This window comes from Dyella koreensis, assembly GCF_044904565.1.
GTDB lineage: Bacteria > Pseudomonadota > Gammaproteobacteria > Xanthomonadales > Rhodanobacteraceae > Dyella_D > Dyella_D koreensis.
Genome location: NZ_JADIKD010000011.1, coordinates 177,087 through 191,529, shown reverse-complemented (window position 1 = coordinate 191,529; position 14,443 = coordinate 177,087). Strand labels below are relative to the sequence as shown.

The window sequence follows — 14,443 nt, the reverse complement described above, 5'->3', positions numbered from 1 at the left end:
TCATGGATCATGTCGGCTACGGCAATTACCGCGCTGCCAGCCTCCATGCTCAGGTGGCCGGCGCCTCGCCGGTGCAGCTGGTGCTGGTGCTGATGAACGGCCTTCTCGATGAGATGGCGCGCGCCCGCGCGCACATCGAGCACCGACGCTATGAAGAGAAAGGTCATAGCATCAATAAATGCATCCATATGTTCGCGGCACTCACCAGCTCGCTCGATTACGAGCTGGGCGGCGATACGGTGAATCAGATCGGACGTCTCTACGACTATTGCACTCTGCGTCTCAATGAAGCGGGCTGCCAGCTCGATGTCGCCGTGGTCGACGAAGTGATCGGTCTGGTATCGACGCTCCGCGATGCCTGGCAACAGGTGGAGGATCGCAGCGCATGAGCCGTGCTCCACTCGCCACACGGCTGGACCACCATGTCGACCGCCTGCGCGATGTCGCCGCGTCGCGTGACTGGCTGAGTGCGGTCAAGGTGGATCGCGAGTTGCGTGCATTGGCGAGCGAATTGAGCAGCCAGGCGCAATGGCGTATCGCCGAGTACCGTGCGTTGGGTCGCGCGCGTGCGGAACTGCGAGCCACGCTGGACCTGATTGCGGTCGAGCGGCAGCGGCTGGTTTCTGAGATGAACGATTTTAACCGCCACCGCTCGGCGCGGATGGCCTATGCGATGCATGACGATGCTATGGAAATGGTGCCGCGATGAATCTGCTCCGCGTTATGCCGCCGCCGATGGCCGTGCACGCATGTGTCGGCACGCCGCTGGCTGGGCTGCCGGGGAATGTTGAAGCGTCGGCCCGGTCCGGGATGATGGTGTCATTGCCGTTCACTCCGCCAGACGGTGCTGAGCTATCGATGGAGGCCGATCTTCAAGTCATGATGCCGATCGATGCGGGCGACGAACTTCCGCGCGACGATGCTTCGGAGTTTCCGAATGAGATGACGGCGTGGCTGGCACCGGTAGCCGTGCCCGGGGTCTTCATCGAATCGAATCTTGCAATACCCCATGTGCAGACTGCGCCCGCCGAGCACCAATGGATACCGCGCGACGCATCATCCATCGCGGCGGAAGCCGCCTCGCCATCGATGGACCAGGCTATGGCCCTTCAATCGCCCAGAGGCAGACCACTGGATGCGGCGCAGATAGTGGTGCTGGCGGCTGGCCGTCCATCGTCGCTGGCTGTGGTGTCCACCGATCTAGAAAGGCAGGCGCCTCGGCAAGGCATCGCCACCGGCGCGCCGAATGCCGCGGGGGTGCAGGTCTCTCCTGGACAGCATGCCACCCCGCGTGAAGCAGGAGGCGGTGTTGTCAGCGCGTCAATCGCCGATCTGAGTATCAACGTGCTGGCTGTGTCGTCGCCCGCCAGCCCTACGCAGGTGTCGGGCAAGCTGCCAGCTACCGAGGCAGTCCATGCGCCAGAACAGCGGTTGATCAATGTACTGGGCGAGCGCATCCAGGTGCTGCACCGTCAGGGTATTCAGCAGGCGGTGATCCAGCTCGATCCTCACCTGTCGGGAAGCGTGCGTATCGAGCTTGCTCATGACGCTGGTGCGCTGCATGTTCGCATCAGCGCCAGTCACGCTGAGGTTGCTCAGCAGTTGCAAACGATCTGCGAGGCCTTGCGCCAGGATTTGCATGGCCGCCAGCCCGGCGAGGTCACCGTGCAGGTCCACCATAGCCGTTTCGGCGAGCAAGGTGGGCAGGGCGGTCAGTCGTCGCGCGACGGGCAGGATTGCGCGCGCGACGAACCGGGGCGTGCACTGGCCACGGATTCCGACGGCGACACGTTCGGCGCGTTATGGAAGCGCTTCATCGCATCGAGAGGTTACGCATCATGAAAGGCAAACTTACAGCCGCCGCGTCGGTGGCGCTGGCTCTGGTCGCCGGGGGCGCGGGCACCGCGTGGATGACTGGCGCGGGTCCGTTCGCCAAGGGGCACCATGTCTCCGCGAACAAGCACAGTGAAACACATGCGATCGTGGCCCTGCCCGATTCGCGCTTCGTTACGCTCGATCAACTCGTGGTGATGCTACGCGTTCCCGAAACGACGCGCTCACGCTATCTCGCTATGGACCTGGTGTTCCACACGGACGCGAAGAAGGAGAAGCAGGTGAAGGAGCACCTTCCCTTGTTGCGCAGTACCGCCTATCGCGCGCTGGCCGACTACTCCGCGGAAGACATTCGCGAGATGAGCGTGGATGAACTCACCGATGTCTTGCAGACGGCCTTTCGCGGCGTCTATGGCACACCATCTGCCGTCCCGTTCCACGATGTGCAGATCGGCAAGCAGATGCTCGAGTAGGCCACGGCATGGATAGCTGCATTAAATACGGCGGCGCCGAGCCGATGGCGGGTACCGCCGGTATGGCCGATTACGTGGGTGTCCAACGTACTTCGGCACCGATGAGTAAGGCGCAAGAGCAGCATTGGCTGGTTACCTATGCGCCATTGGTCAAACGTGTCGTGCGGAGCCTGGCCTCCCAGGCGGGAGCGGCACTGGACCACGAGGATATGGAACAGATCGGCCTTGTCGGCCTGCTCGAGGCATTGCGACGCTATGGCGAGCCCGATGAGGGTTTCGGCCCCTATGCATCGGTGCGTGTGCGTGGTGCGGTGCTAGACGAATTACGGCGGCAGGATTGGCGCCCGCGCAGTACCAGGCAATCCGCACACAAGCTGCGCCAGGTTGAGCGCGAGCTGCGCCGGCGGCTGGGGCGTGAGCCGCGCCGCGCCGAATTGTGCGCGGCACTGGAGATCACTCCGGAGGAGCACGGCCGTCTGGAGTTGGCGGACAACGCTCAGGCCTTCGCCAGCTTTGACGAACTGTTCGCCACGCAGAGCGGTATGGCAGGTGCGACGGCAGGTCCGGAACAGTCGGTGATCGACCAGGCCAGCCTCGCGGAGGCGCTGCGTGCGCTGGATCCTCGCGAGCAGCAGGTAATCCAGCTGTATTACGAGTACGAGTTGAGTCTGAGTCAGATCGCGGAAGTGCTCGATCTCACGGCCGCGCGTATCTGCCAGATCAACAAACGCGCGCTGGCCAAGATGGGCGCATTTCTGTCGCGCGACTGATACGCATCGAAAGGATAACAACCATGCAGCAGATCATCGGAATCTTTATTGTGCTGGGGTGCGTCTTCGGCGGCTTCCTATTGATGGGCGGAAGTTTTTCCATCCTGTGGCAGCCGGTCGAAATCATGATCATCATCGGTGCCGCGGTCGGCGCGCTGGTGGTGGGTAACCCTCGCCATGTGCTGGTGGAATTGGTCAGCCAGCTGCGCAAGGTCGTCAGCAGCGGAAAGGCGAGCGAGAAGCATCAGTTCGAGCGCCAGTTGCTGATGCTGATGTATGAACTGTTGCAGGTGGGGCGCGACCTCAAGGCGCTGGATGCGCATGTCGAGGCGCCGCACGAAAGTTCGCTGTTCAAACGCTACCCCATGGTGCTCGCATCTCCCAAGTTGCTGGCCTTTATCGTGGACAATTTCCGTCTGATGGCGATGGGCAAGATCAGCGCTCATGAGCTCGAGGGCGTGCTGGACCAGGAGCTAGAGGCCATTCATGGCGATCTGGAGCAGCCCTCGCGTTCGCTGCGCAAGATTTCCGACGCTATGCCGGGCTTCGGCATCGTGGCGGCCGTGCTCGGCGTGGTCATGGCAATGAACAGCGTCGCCGACGGCGCGACCGCGGGCATCATTGCCCACAAAGTCGGCGCCGCGATGGTGGGTACCTTCCTGGGCGTGTTCATGTGCTACGGCCTGCTCGACCCATTGAGCAACCTGATCCAGCAGGTGGTGAAGAACGAGGTCTCCGAGTTGGAGTGCGTGAAAGTGGTGCTGGTGGCCTATGCTGGTGGCAAGCCGCCGTTGCTCGCCGTTGATGCGGGCCGCCGTCTGGTGCCGCTGAGCAGCAAGCCGAGCTTTGTGCAGATGGAAGGGTGGATCAACCAGCTCGAAGGAGCGGTGGCGTGAGCGAGACGCCCGCCAAAGCCGGCCGCAAGCAACAGGAAACCATCGTAAAGAAGGTCTCCCGCCGCGGCCACCATGATGACCATGGTGGCACCTGGAAGGTGGCCTTTGCCGACTTCTGTCTGGCTTTGCTATGCCTTTTCATGGTGCTGTGGGTGCTGGGTGCGCGCGACGAGCAGGAGACCAGGATCAAGCTGGCCATCAGTGCGATCTACGACCGCAGCAGCGGTATTTTTGACGGCGATCTGCCGCATCTCGAGCGCAGCGTGGTCGACCCATTGAACTCGCAGCCGCCACCGCGCGAAGGCGAGCTGTCCGGTCCGGATCGTCTCGGCTACGAATCGGGCGAGGAACTGAAACAGTTGGCCGCAGAAGTGGAAAAGCTCGGACGTGATGCCAATCTGCAGAACAATTTGCAGGCGGTAATGACGCCGTCGGGCTTGCGTGTGATGCTGCACGACACGCATCGTCGCGGCATCTTCGAGCTGGGTAGTGCCCTTCCGGAGCGCCGTTTCGAAGAACTGATGCGTCGAATGGGCGAACTGTTCGCCAAGGTGGGCAATCCGTTGCTGGTAGTAGGGCATACCGATGCGGTGCCGTTCCGCGATCCCGGTATGCGCTCCAACTGGCATCTGTCGGCTGACCGCGCCATGGCCGCGCGCAATAGTTTGCTCAAGGGCGGTATGCCGGCTGAGCGTCTGTTGCAGGTGGTCGGTATGGCTGACAGGGCGCCATTGGACATGGCCGATCCGCGCGCCGCTTTGAATCGCCGGATCGAATTCCTGTTGCTTACCAGGCAGCGGGCGCGCCAGTTGGTGCAGATGTTCGGTACGCCCGACGAGGTCAAGCCCCTGATCGACGGCGTCGATGCTGTGCACACGACGAAGGCCATGGATGCCGGGGATGTCTAGGGTCCGCTGCGAGGCATTTAAAGAGAGCCGCCTGGCGGTCGTTTTGCACGGTCACCGAGGTCTCCTCTCTACTTCGAATGCCCGACGGGCAAGGTAAATACCATGCAGATCCATAACAACATCAATCAGACTGCTGTTCAGAACGCACCCGGCAAGGCGGCCAAACCCGTTTCGCCGCCGGCACCGCCGGCGGCTGTGGAGCAGGCCGGCTCGCGTGCGAGCGAGCAGCTGGATACGCTCCAGATTGCACAGGATGCCGTACGCCAGACGGCGCCAGAATTCGATGTAGGCCGTGTGGCTGAGATTAAGGCAGCCATGCAGCGTGGCGAGATCCGTTTCGATGCGGATCGCGTCGCGGCTTTGATCATGTCCGTGCACGGATCCGGGAGATAAGTGACTGTGATGCTGAAGCAAGCGCTTGAAGAGCTCGACGGCGAAGTCAGCGCCTACCGGCGGCTGTCGTCGATGCTTGATAAGCAGTTCCAGGTCGCCACGCGTTTGGATACCGCCTCGTTGGCCTGTGTCAGCGAGGCTATCGCCCAAGAGGTGCATTGCCTTGAGGGACGGCGCCGCCAGCGCTCGCAGTTGCTGACGGTGGCTTCCACCCTGGCCAATCGTCTTCCGGCGGCGCGTGGCACCGTAGCGCATCGCGCGGTAGAACAGCGTTGCACAGAGCTGAAGGAGTTGGCAACGATCTGCAAGGCCGCGACGCTCCGCAATGGCCAGCTATTGGCTTCCCAGTACGACGCGATGCAGCGCGTACTGCAGGGGGAGCGGCATACTTATGCGCCAGCTTGACCTCCATGCCTTTCGTGTCGGCAGCGCCGCCGACGATATCGCGCTGCCGCTGGGCCGGTCCGCCGCAGGCGGTGCCGGCTTTTCGTCCATGTATGGCGCGCTTCACGCGGAGATCCGCGACACCATCGTGAACGGCTTCGCACCGGCTTCGTCGACTACGACGCTGGCTGCTGCTGCATTGCCATCGCAGTTGAGTGCTGGCAGCCGGGCGTGGCTGGGTGCCTATCTTGCAGGCCAGTCCACGGCAATGGGAAAAGTTGATGGCATGCCCGTCGATGAAGCAACCCGTACAGCCTTCCTCGAGGACATCGCGCCTTGGGCCGAGCGGGCGGCGGCGGAGCTGGGTGTATCGCCTCATCTCGTCGTCGCGCATGCCGCACTCGAATCCAACTGGGGACGTCAGCCGGTGCGGATGCATGGACGTAATGCGTACAACGTGTTCGGCATCAAGGCGGGAAACCTGTGGAGTGGTGCTTCGGTGGCCAGTCAGACTACCGAATATGTGGAAGGTCGCGCGGTACGTCTGCCGCAACGCTTCCGGGCCTACGACGACTATTCGCACGCATTTCATGACTACACGCGTTTGCTCAAAGACAATCCCCGCTACGCCGGCGCATTGAACGCCGGGCATGATGCGCGGGCATTCGTACGCGGACTCGTGCAGGGCGGCTATGCCACTGATGTGGCTTACGAGGACAAGCTGGTAAAGGTGGCACGCCAGATCGAGAAGATGGGCCGTATCCGGCCCGGTACGTCCTGAGGCGTCTTCTATATAGGTGCCATGGCTGTTCGAGGTGCGGCAGAAAGCAGGTGATACAGCGCTTGCTTTCTGGTCGCGCCTCGCGTCGTTTTGCGATTGGAAGCTGTTTTACGCGCGACGTCATGTTGGCAATAAATGGGGCTTCGATGAAAGGCAAGAAAAATTTTAGCCATCCGATTTAATGCATGCAGATGATTGGTCGTTCTTGGTGATCGTGGCCGACAAGGTCGCATCTGATCCCTAACCGAATTCATCATCTCTTAGAGGCAAAAACGATCATGCTGAGCCTGCACACCAACGCTTCCGCCCTGAACATCCAGAAGAATCTGGCGAATACCCAGAGTAACCTCTCGACCTCGATGACCCGCCTGGGTACCGGTCACCGCATCAATTCCGCCAAGGACGACGCCGCCGGCCTGCAGATCGCCACCCGTCTGCAGGCGCAGACGAATGGCATGAAGGTCGCCATGCAGAACACGCAGAACGCCACCTCGATGCTGCAGACCGCTGAAGGTGCCTTCAGCGAAGTGACCAATATCCTGTTGCGCATGAAGGATCTGGCCACGCAGTCGGCCGACGGTTCGTCGACCGCCGCCGACCGTGACGCGCTGCAGGCCGAGTTCGACGCGCTGGGTTCGGAGCTGTACAACATCATTTCCAACACTTCGTATGGCAACGAAAAGCTGCTTGATTCCACAACCGGCAAGCTCGCTTCCTCGGTGACCTTCCAGATCGGTGCGACCAGCGCTGAAACGCTCGATTTTGACGTGAGCGCGGCTATCACGGGTCTGTCCACCGATCTCGGTAACCTGAGTTCGCAGTTTGCCGCTGCCCCCATCGCACCGGGTACGGAAATCACCACGGCCACTGGCGCGAACGCCAAGATCGACGAGATCGCCGCGCAGCTCGATGCGGTAGGCGCTGTGCGCTCCTCGCTGGGTGCGGTGCAGAACCGCCTTGAGCACACCAGCAATAACCTGGCCAACATGGTTGGCAACACGACCGACGCGACCGGTCGCATCATGGACGTGGACTACGCTTCCGAAAGCTCCAACATGGCTTCGCAGCAGATCCTCATGCAGGCCAGTACGGCCATGCTCAAGCAGGCCAGCAGCATGAACCAGATGGTGCTGTCGCTCATCCAGTAAGCCTTCGCGGATACCAACGAGGCAGATGGCCGGCCCTCCGCAGGGCCGGCCTTTTTTTGTCGTCTTTCAGATTTCATTGTGAAACTCGCGACCTGGTGGGGCCGTATGCGAAGTTGGCGGCCTCCGCTGGAAGCGAGCGAAATAGCTGATGTGATCTGTGCGTTCTGCGGCATCTTCCAACACAACATCGCTTTCGCCAGGCATATCGAAGAAGTCCTGGTGCTGTGTCAATTGCTGCCGCGGTTGCTGGCGGTGCTCTGGTAAGCATGACTCCTCGGGTGGCGTACGGGGCAATCACGCCGCCGTTCCTTCAGCCGGCCTCGCGGCCGGTTTTTTTTCTTTGGCGACAGCCGATACGGACGTTTCCAGATTGTTTTAAGAATGCTTAGTCGCGGCCTTTCCGCGGCCGAGAATGGCGATCTGCCGAACCATCGAGTCGATCCGCCGTGACCATTTCCAAGCGCCGCCATGCCGCCAGCTGCCAGCACACCCTGTTGGATCCGTGCGCCCTGGGACGTCCATTTCATCTCCTTGAAGGTTTTAACCAGCGCCTGGGGCATCAGCTCGAGCGCCATTTGGCGACGCGCTTCAATCATCGTCATGGCGCGGCGTTTGTGGTGAAGCATGTAGGTATCGGCTCTTATGTGGCTAATCACCGCGACGCCGCCTGGCGCGCTTACAGTACCCCCGGTGGCAGCCTGGCGATACGGATGGACCGTTGCCTGTTGTTGGCCATGCTTGGTTACCACTACGGCGACAAGGGCGCGATGAAAGTTGACGCCACCGTGCCGGAGACAGAAACCGAGCAGCGCTTCGGCGTAGCCACCGGGTTGGCTCTGTTGGAAGTGCTGCGCAGCTGCGCCATGACGGTGGCCGAGGGTGGGCTAACGCCGGCACCGCAGCGTACGCCCGGTACAGGCGATCGCGTGATCCGCATGGAGATCGAGGAGGGAAGGTTGGCCTTGAGCGGCATTCTCGAAATCGCGTTGGACGATGCCTCGCTCGGCCTGATCTTCGCCAGCGCTTCGCCTCGCCGGGTCACTGCCGCACCTGTCGCCAAGACCGAGACACCGCTGGCCGAACGGCTGCCTGTCGCCATGTCGGCGCGCATGCTGACCAAGGAAGTGTTTCTGGACGATGTGATGCGCCTGCAGACCGGCGACGTGATGCCGGTGCGTCTGCCCGACACCGCCGAGGTATTCGTCGGTGACACCTTGCTATTCCAGGCTGCCGTGGCGGAACACGGCGGCAGTCTCTGCCTGACCTCTTTCGAAAACGCCGAGTAAACCCCTTTATGAGCATCGAATCTGCGGAAGATATGGACCTCAGCCTGGCCGATCTGGGCTTGGAGGAGGGCATGCCCGATGTGGCATCCGGCGAGTCCCCGCGTGGGCCCTCCATGCGTTTGCTGCGCAAGATCCCCGTGCGTCTGACGCTGGAAGTCGGTGGCGCGACACTGCCGCTGGCCGACCTGGCCGGACTGGCGCACGGTTCCGTTGTCGAGTTGGATCGCCTGGCTGGAGAGCCGTTGGCGATCAAGGTCAACGGTGCGCACATCGGCCGCGCCGAAGTAGTAGTGGCAGGCGAGAACTATGGCCTGAAGATCGTCGAGCTCGACGATCTGGAGGTATTGGCCTCATGAAGCCGCTGCTGCGCAGAAGCGCCTGGCTGGGCCTCGCCGTGCTGATGGCTGGATGCCTGATGGCGCAGCCTGCATTGGCCGAACCGCTCGAGTTCACCGTAAATGCCGGTGGCGAGAAACCGTTCGCGGTTAAAACGCAGATCCTGGTCCTGATGACGCTGCTCGGACTGGTACCCGCGCTGTTGCTTACCATGACCAGTTTCCTGCGCTACACCATCGTGCTCTCCTTGCTGCGCCAGGGTCTGGGTCTGCAGCAGGGCTTGCCGCAGCGCGTGATCACAGGCGTGGCACTGGTACTGACCATGCTGACCATGCGCCCGGTGGCACAGGAAGTATGGGAAAAGGCAGTGATGCCTTACGACCAGGATCGCATCAGCATGCAAGAGGCTTTGCACACCGCGGAAGACCCCTTGTCGCGCTTCATGCTGGCGCAGACCAGCAAGACCACCCTGGCGCAGATCGCCAAGCTTGCCCATGCGCCTGAGGTGGAAGACCCGATGGAGCATTCCTTCGTGGTCAAGCTGTCCGCCTTTCTGCTCAGCGAGCTGAAGACCGCGTTCCAGATCGGCTGCATGCTGTTCATTCCGTTCCTGCTGATCGACATCATCGTCGCTTCCGTACTGATGGCGATGGGCATGATGATGCTCTCTCCTCTGGTGATATCGCTGCCGCTGAAATTGCTGCTGTTCGTGCTGGTGGACGGCTGGTCGCTCACTGTCAACACGCTGATCACCAGCGTGAAGGGAGCCTAGCCGTGACGCCGGATGTTGCCGCCGATCTGGCCGCCGATGCGTTGCGCCTGGTCACCCTGATCGTGCTAGTGCTGATCACGCCGGGGCTGTTGGTGGGTGTGTTGGTGAGTCTGTTCCAGGCCGCCACCCAGATCAACGAACAGACCCTCAGCTTCCTGCCGCGCCTGCTGGTGACTCTGCTGGCGATCGGCATGGCTGGCTATTGGGTCAGCGACAAGCTCATGCAGTACACCGTGAATATCTTCCAGCGCGCCGCCCAACTAGTGGGATGACATGGAAGACTTGATGCACCGGCTGCCGGCGCTTTTTGCCACCGTGGTGTGGCCGTTCTGCCGCTTTCTGGCGGCGTTCGCGGTGGCGCCGGTGCTGGGCGAGGCGATGGTGCCGATGCGCGTGCGCGCGCTGGCCGCACTCGCGCTGGCGGTGGTGGCGCAGCCCGGCCTGCCGCCGCTACCCGCGCTGGAACCGTTCTCCGTGGCGGGCGTCGAGGTGATGGCCGAGCAGATACTGATCGGCGGCATGCTTGGCTTTGCTTTCCATCTGGTGCTATCCGGGTTGCTGGTGCTGGGCACACTGGTGTCGGCGCAAATGGGTCTGTCCATGGCAGTGATGAACGACCCGATCAACGGTACCGCCAGCGATGCCATGTCCAGCCTGCTTTACACGCTATTCGTGCTGCTGTTCTTCGCGGTAGACGGCCATCTGGTGCTGACCCAGGTATTGGCGCGAAGTTTTCATGTCTGGCCGATCGGCGGTGTGGGCATGGCCGCCGTCTCGCTTGAACGGCTGGCTCACGGTGTGGGCTGGGTCTCTTCCGTGGCGCTGATGCTGGCGTTGCCGCTGGTGTTTGCCATCATGGTGATCCAGATGGGCATGGGCTTTCTGCAGCGCGTGGCGCCGTCGCTCAACCTGTTCTCGCTGGGCTTTTCCATCACGACCGTGTTTGGCCTGTTGTTGATGACGGCGCTGGTGCCGGCGTTGCCGGAACACTTCGGCCGGATGATGGCGCATGTACTCGAATTGCTCGACGGCATGGCTGTCGCGGGAAGCGCGACATGAGCCGGGCCGGGCAGAGCGACAAGACCGAAAAGGCCACCCCGCAGAAACTCCGCAAGGCGCGCGAGGAGGGGCAGGTCGCGCGTTCGCGCGATGTGGGTACGGCGGTGGGGCTGTACGTGGCGTTGAAGATCCTGATCGCGATGGCGCCAACCTGGCTGGGCGATTTCCGCCGCTTATTCGTCCTGGCTCTGGTGCGCTACGACGGTGCCGGGCTGGATGGGGTGCACAACGCGAGTTCGATGCTGTTCCCCAGCATTCTGTGGCTGCTGGCCAAGATGGTCACGCCATTGCTGGCGGTGCCGTTGTGCGTGGTGGCCGCTTCGGTGATCCCCGGGGGCTGGGTGTTCACGCCAAAAAGTTTCATGCCCAAGTTCAGCAAGCTCAATCCGCTGACCAATCTTAAGCGGCTGATGTCGGCCAAGCACTATGCGCAACTCGCCGCCACGCTTCTCAAAGCGACCGTCATCGGCGGCGTATTGTGGTACCTGTGCGTCGCCAACGTGAATGCCTTCGTGCGCTTGCAGGGTGCTCCTATGGCCGATGCGCTGCACGGCGGAGCCACCCTGCTTATCGACTCGGTGCTGGTGCTGTGTGGTGTGCTGATTTTCTTCTCGCTGATCGATCTGCCTGTACAGAAGTTGCTGTATCTGCGCGAGCAGCGCATGAGCAAACAGGAGATCAAGGAAGAGCACAAGAACAACGAAGGCCGCCCGGAGGTGAAAAGCCGCATCCGCCGACTGCAGCACCAGATGGCGCGCCGGAGCATCCGCAAGATGGTTCCCGATGCCGATCTGGTGGTGGTCAACCCGACCCACTACGCGGTAGCGCTCAAGTACGACGAAAGCAAGGCGCAGGCGCCTTACGTGCTGGCCAAGGGCCTGGAAGAGACGGCGTTGTTCATTCGCCAGGTGGCGAAGGACCACAAAGTAGAAGTCTTGGAGCTGCCGCCGCTGGCCCGCGCGATCTACCACAGCAGCCAGGTCAACCAACAGATTCCTGTCGTGCTGTATCGCGCGGTGGCGCAGGTGCTCACCTACGTGCTGCAGATCAAGGCTTTTCGTCACGGTCTGCGCACGGCACCGCCCGCGTTGCCTTCCGATCTGGATATTCCCGTTTCCCTTTCCGACCCACGACAGCCATGAATACGATGACTGCTCTACTCGCCGGCTTGCGCCGGCAGAAATTCGCCGCGCCGATCGCGTTGCTGGTCATGCTCGGTATGCTGATCCTGCCGCTGCCGCCGGTGCTGCTGGACGTGTTGTTTACCTTCAACATCGCGTTGGCCATCGTGGTGATCCTGGTCAGCGTGACGGTGAAGAAGCCGCTCGACTTCTCGGCCTTCCCCACGGTGATCCTCGGCGCCACGCTGATGCGCCTGATGCTCAATGTGGCTTCCACGCGCGCGGTGTTGCTCAATGGCCACAACGGAACCGACGCGGCCGGTCACGTGGTCGAGGCATTCGGCAATGTGGTGATCGGCAGCAACTTCGTGGTTGGCCTGGTGGTGTTCGTGATCCTGATGATCATCAACTTTGTGGTGGTCACCAAAGGTTCCGAACGCATCTCCGAAGTGTCGGCGCGCTTCACGCTTGATGCGCTGCCCGGCAAGCAGATGGCCATCGATGCCGACCTCAACGCTGGCCTGATCACCCAGGAGCAAGCCCAGCGGCGCCGTGCGGAGGTAACCACCGAGGCAGACTTCTACGGCGCGATGGACGGCGCATCGAAGTTTGTGCGCGGCGACGCCATCGCCGGCATCCTGGTGCTGATCATCAACCTGATCGGCGGCGTTGCGATCGGCATGAGCATGCACGATCTGAGCGCCGCCGAGGCGTTCCGTCTCTTCGGCCTGTTGACCATCGGCGATGGCCTGGTCGCTCAGGTACCGGCGCTTCTGCTGTCGGCCGCTGCGGCGATCATCGTGACGCGTATCAGTGCCGACGGGGATTTCGAGCAGCAATTGAGCCGCCAGCTGCTGGCTTCCCCCAACGTCATGTTCGGCGGCGCGGGTCTATTGTTTCTGCTGGCGTTGCTGCCGGGGATGCCCGCGCTGACTTTTCTCGCCTTCGCCGGGCTGCTCGGCTTTATCGGCTGGCGCATGGTGCGCCGACAGCCGGCTAACGAGGATCAAGGCACGCGCGACGTGCAGGAAGCGCTGCTGGCGCCAAATCAGCCGGCCTTGGATTGGAGCAGCCTGCCGTATGTAGAGCCGGTCGCGGTGTCGCTGGGATACAAGCTGGTAGGCATGATCGATGAGGCGCAGGGCGCGACGTTGACCAAGCGCTTGCGCGGCATGCGGCAGAACCTGTCCGAAACCCTGGGCTTCCTGGTACCGCCCATCGGCGCCCGCGATGATCTGGGGCAGCCGCCTTCGCAATATTCGGTCCTGATCAGCGGCACCGTGGTGGCGCAGTCGCAGATACATGCCGATCGCCTGATGGCGATTCCTTCGCCAGCGGTATATGGCGAGCTCGATGGCATTCCCGGTGTGGATCCGGCTTATGACATGAGAGTGATCTGGATCGAGCCCGCGCAGAAGGCGCACGCGCTTGGCATGGGTTACCAAGTGGTGGACGGTGCCACGGTCATCGCCACTCATGTATCGAAGATGGTCCATGACCATCTGTCGGAGCTGTTCAGCTACGACAACGTTACGGCCATGCTGGAGCGCCTGGCAGCGATCGCGCCCGCACTGAGCGAGGCGTTGGGCAAGTGCATGACGCATAGCCAGCTGCGCAAAGTGTTCCGTCTGCTGCTGATCGAGCATGTGTCGCTAAAGGACATCGAGTCGATTGCCGCCACATTGGTGGAGGCCTCGGAATTCACCAAGGATCCCATGCTTCTGGTGGCCGAGGCGCGCTGCGCATTGCGTCGGCAGATTGTCGCCGGGCTGGCTGGCGCGCAGCGCGAAGTAAAGGCCTTCAGCCTCACCACGGACCTGGAACGCATGCTGCTCGGTGACCTCGGCCGGGCGGAGCAGGCCGCTGGCCGTGCCGCGCTGGACAACTATCCGGTGGATCCCAACGTGCTGGCCCAACTGCAGATCAACATGCCGGCGGTGCGCGAGCAGATGAAGCAGCAGGGTACGGCGCCGCTGTTGCTGGTCATTCCCCGGCTGCGCCCGATCCTGGCCCGCTATGCACGGTTGTTCGCTTCGGGCCTGCACGTGCTGTCTTACAACGAAATTCCCGAGAATCGGGAAGTCAATATCGTCGGCTCGCTTGGCTGAGGGCCGTTCCTGACCTTCTCCGGAAGGGGGAATTATTAATACGATTTTTGAGGTTCTTCTTATATGGAAGGAGGACCAATCCATCTACGCTTGTCCTATGCCTGTAGGGCGCCAGACGAAGAGGCGCCTCAGAACGGACCACCTGGGGCCATGCCCTTGACCGGTCGCTCGCCAT

19 protein-coding genes are annotated in these 14,443 nt (G+C 62.0%); 18 read left to right on the top strand and 1 reads right to left on the bottom strand.

The features are described from left to right. The first annotated feature begins 2 nt into the window (after positions 1-2). The 11 genes from fliS (at position 3) to ISS97_RS12865 (ending at position 7,586) form a co-directional block, all read left to right on the top strand. Positions 3-389 (top strand): flagellar export chaperone FliS, encoded by a 387-nt coding sequence (gene fliS / locus ISS97_RS12915; RefSeq protein WP_379983917.1) that lies wholly within the window; start codon positions 3-5, stop codon positions 387-389. Beyond that, the gene (locus ISS97_RS12910) at positions 386-709 is read left to right on the top strand and encodes a hypothetical protein (RefSeq protein ID WP_379983916.1); all 324 of its coding nucleotides are present in this window, start codon (positions 386-388) and stop codon (positions 707-709) included. The genes fliS and ISS97_RS12910 overlap by 4 nt, the downstream gene beginning before the upstream one ends. Continuing rightward, positions 706-1,842, top strand: a complete 1,137-nt coding sequence (locus ISS97_RS12905) for a flagellar hook-length control protein FliK (RefSeq protein WP_379983915.1) — start codon at positions 706-708, stop codon at positions 1,840-1,842. The genes ISS97_RS12910 and ISS97_RS12905 overlap by 4 nt, the downstream gene beginning before the upstream one ends. After that, positions 1,839-2,306: a flagellar basal body-associated FliL family protein gene (locus ISS97_RS12900; protein ID WP_379983914.1), complete on the top strand. Its 468-nt coding sequence runs from the start codon at positions 1,839-1,841 to the stop codon at positions 2,304-2,306. Before ISS97_RS12905 ends, ISS97_RS12900 begins: the two co-directional genes overlap by 4 nt. An 8-nt stretch (positions 2,307-2,314) precedes the next feature. After that, complete coding sequence (locus ISS97_RS12895) at positions 2,315-3,076, top strand: FliA/WhiG family RNA polymerase sigma factor (RefSeq protein WP_379983913.1); 762 nt, start codon at positions 2,315-2,317, stop codon at positions 3,074-3,076. Positions 3,077-3,099: 23 nt separating this feature from the next. Next, positions 3,100-3,972 carry a flagellar motor stator protein MotA gene (gene motA / locus ISS97_RS12890; protein ID WP_379983912.1) on the top strand — a complete coding sequence of 291 codons (873 nt, stop codon included), beginning with the start codon at positions 3,100-3,102 and terminating at the stop codon, positions 3,970-3,972. Continuing rightward, positions 3,969-4,880, top strand: coding sequence for a flagellar motor protein MotB (locus tag ISS97_RS12885; protein WP_379983911.1), 912 nt, complete (start codon positions 3,969-3,971; stop codon positions 4,878-4,880). Before motA ends, ISS97_RS12885 begins: the two co-directional genes overlap by 4 nt. Positions 4,881-4,982: 102 nt before the next feature. Next, on the top strand, positions 4,983-5,273 hold the full coding sequence (gene flgM / locus ISS97_RS12880; RefSeq protein WP_379983910.1) for a flagellar biosynthesis anti-sigma factor FlgM: 291 nt from the start codon (positions 4,983-4,985) through the stop codon (positions 5,271-5,273). Between the two features lie 9 nt (positions 5,274-5,282). After that, a complete protein-coding gene (flgN, locus tag ISS97_RS12875) occupies positions 5,283-5,678 on the top strand; it encodes a flagellar export chaperone FlgN (RefSeq protein ID WP_379984053.1) in 396 nt (131 codons plus the stop codon). Beyond that, entirely contained in the window at positions 5,665-6,438 is a 774-nt protein-coding gene (locus tag ISS97_RS12870) for a glycoside hydrolase family 73 protein (protein ID WP_379983909.1), read from the top strand. Before flgN ends, ISS97_RS12870 begins: the two co-directional genes overlap by 14 nt. Before the next feature lie 278 nt (positions 6,439-6,716). Beyond that, positions 6,717-7,586, top strand: a complete 870-nt coding sequence (locus tag ISS97_RS12865; RefSeq protein ID WP_379983908.1) for a flagellin N-terminal helical domain-containing protein — start codon at positions 6,717-6,719, stop codon at positions 7,584-7,586. 227 nt (positions 7,587-7,813) lie between these two features. On the opposite strand, the gene ISS97_RS12860 is transcribed toward ISS97_RS12865, so the two are convergent. Then, positions 7,814-8,212, bottom strand: a complete 399-nt coding sequence (locus ISS97_RS12860; RefSeq protein ID WP_379983907.1) for a hypothetical protein — start codon at positions 8,210-8,212, stop codon at positions 7,814-7,816. Here ISS97_RS12860 and ISS97_RS12855 point away from each other — a divergent pair. Genes ISS97_RS12855 through ISS97_RS12825 form a run of 7 tightly spaced genes read left to right on the top strand, consistent with a single transcriptional unit; the run spans position 8,201 to position 14,268 of the window. Beyond that, positions 8,201-8,872 (top strand): FliM/FliN family flagellar motor switch protein, encoded by a 672-nt coding sequence (locus ISS97_RS12855; RefSeq protein WP_379983906.1) that lies wholly within the window; start codon positions 8,201-8,203, stop codon positions 8,870-8,872. The two genes, ISS97_RS12860 and ISS97_RS12855, sit on opposite strands and share 12 nt — an antisense overlap. 8 nt (positions 8,873-8,880) lie before the next feature. Then, entirely contained in the window at positions 8,881-9,228 is a 348-nt protein-coding gene (fliN, locus tag ISS97_RS12850; protein ID WP_379983905.1) for a flagellar motor switch protein FliN, read from the top strand. Beyond that, complete coding sequence (gene fliP / locus ISS97_RS12845) at positions 9,225-9,980, top strand: flagellar type III secretion system pore protein FliP (RefSeq protein ID WP_379983904.1); 756 nt, start codon at positions 9,225-9,227, stop codon at positions 9,978-9,980. The genes fliN and fliP overlap by 4 nt, the downstream gene beginning before the upstream one ends. Positions 9,981-9,982: 2 nt before the next feature. Then, positions 9,983-10,252: a flagellar biosynthetic protein FliQ gene (locus tag ISS97_RS12840; RefSeq protein WP_379983903.1), complete on the top strand. Its 270-nt coding sequence runs from the start codon at positions 9,983-9,985 to the stop codon at positions 10,250-10,252. Between the two features lie 13 nt (positions 10,253-10,265). Beyond that, complete coding sequence (fliR, locus tag ISS97_RS12835) at positions 10,266-11,039, top strand: flagellar biosynthetic protein FliR (RefSeq protein WP_379983902.1); 774 nt, start codon at positions 10,266-10,268, stop codon at positions 11,037-11,039. Continuing rightward, positions 11,036-12,181: a flagellar type III secretion system protein FlhB gene (gene flhB, locus ISS97_RS12830; protein WP_379983901.1), complete on the top strand. Its 1,146-nt coding sequence runs from the start codon at positions 11,036-11,038 to the stop codon at positions 12,179-12,181. Before fliR ends, flhB begins: the two co-directional genes overlap by 4 nt. Continuing rightward, positions 12,178-14,268: a flagellar biosynthesis protein FlhA gene (locus tag ISS97_RS12825; protein ID WP_379983900.1), complete on the top strand. Its 2,091-nt coding sequence runs from the start codon at positions 12,178-12,180 to the stop codon at positions 14,266-14,268. Before flhB ends, ISS97_RS12825 begins: the two co-directional genes overlap by 4 nt. Positions 14,269-14,443: the final 175 nt, after the last annotated feature.

Bases quoted from the DNA above. Each gene is read 5' to 3' on its own strand.
- fliS (WP_379983917.1), top strand. From the start codon at position 3: ATGGATCATGTCGGCTACGGCAATTACCGCGCTGCCAGCCTCCATGCT.
- ISS97_RS12910 (WP_379983916.1), top strand. From the start codon at position 386: ATGAGCCGTGCTCCACTCGCCACACGGCTGGACCACCATGTCGACCGC.
- ISS97_RS12905 (WP_379983915.1), top strand. From the start codon at position 706: ATGAATCTGCTCCGCGTTATGCCGCCGCCGATGGCCGTGCACGCATGT.
- ISS97_RS12900 (WP_379983914.1), top strand. From the start codon at position 1,839: ATGAAAGGCAAACTTACAGCCGCCGCGTCGGTGGCGCTGGCTCTGGTC.
- ISS97_RS12895 (WP_379983913.1), top strand. From the start codon at position 2,315: ATGGATAGCTGCATTAAATACGGCGGCGCCGAGCCGATGGCGGGTACC.
- motA (WP_379983912.1), top strand. From the start codon at position 3,100: ATGCAGCAGATCATCGGAATCTTTATTGTGCTGGGGTGCGTCTTCGGC.
- flgM (WP_379983910.1), top strand. From the start codon at position 4,983: ATGCAGATCCATAACAACATCAATCAGACTGCTGTTCAGAACGCACCC.
- flgN (WP_379984053.1), top strand. From the start codon at position 5,283: ATGCTGAAGCAAGCGCTTGAAGAGCTCGACGGCGAAGTCAGCGCCTAC.
- ISS97_RS12870 (WP_379983909.1), top strand. From the start codon at position 5,665: ATGCGCCAGCTTGACCTCCATGCCTTTCGTGTCGGCAGCGCCGCCGAC.
- ISS97_RS12865 (WP_379983908.1), top strand. From the start codon at position 6,717: ATGCTGAGCCTGCACACCAACGCTTCCGCCCTGAACATCCAGAAGAAT.
- ISS97_RS12860 (WP_379983907.1), bottom strand. From the start codon at position 8,212: ATGCTTCACCACAAACGCCGCGCCATGACGATGATTGAAGCGCGTCGC.
- fliN (WP_379983905.1), top strand. From the start codon at position 8,881: ATGAGCATCGAATCTGCGGAAGATATGGACCTCAGCCTGGCCGATCTG.
- fliP (WP_379983904.1), top strand. From the start codon at position 9,225: ATGAAGCCGCTGCTGCGCAGAAGCGCCTGGCTGGGCCTCGCCGTGCTG.
- fliR (WP_379983902.1), top strand. From the start codon at position 10,266: ATGCACCGGCTGCCGGCGCTTTTTGCCACCGTGGTGTGGCCGTTCTGC.
- flhB (WP_379983901.1), top strand. From the start codon at position 11,036: ATGAGCCGGGCCGGGCAGAGCGACAAGACCGAAAAGGCCACCCCGCAG.
- ISS97_RS12825 (WP_379983900.1), top strand. From the start codon at position 12,178: ATGAATACGATGACTGCTCTACTCGCCGGCTTGCGCCGGCAGAAATTC.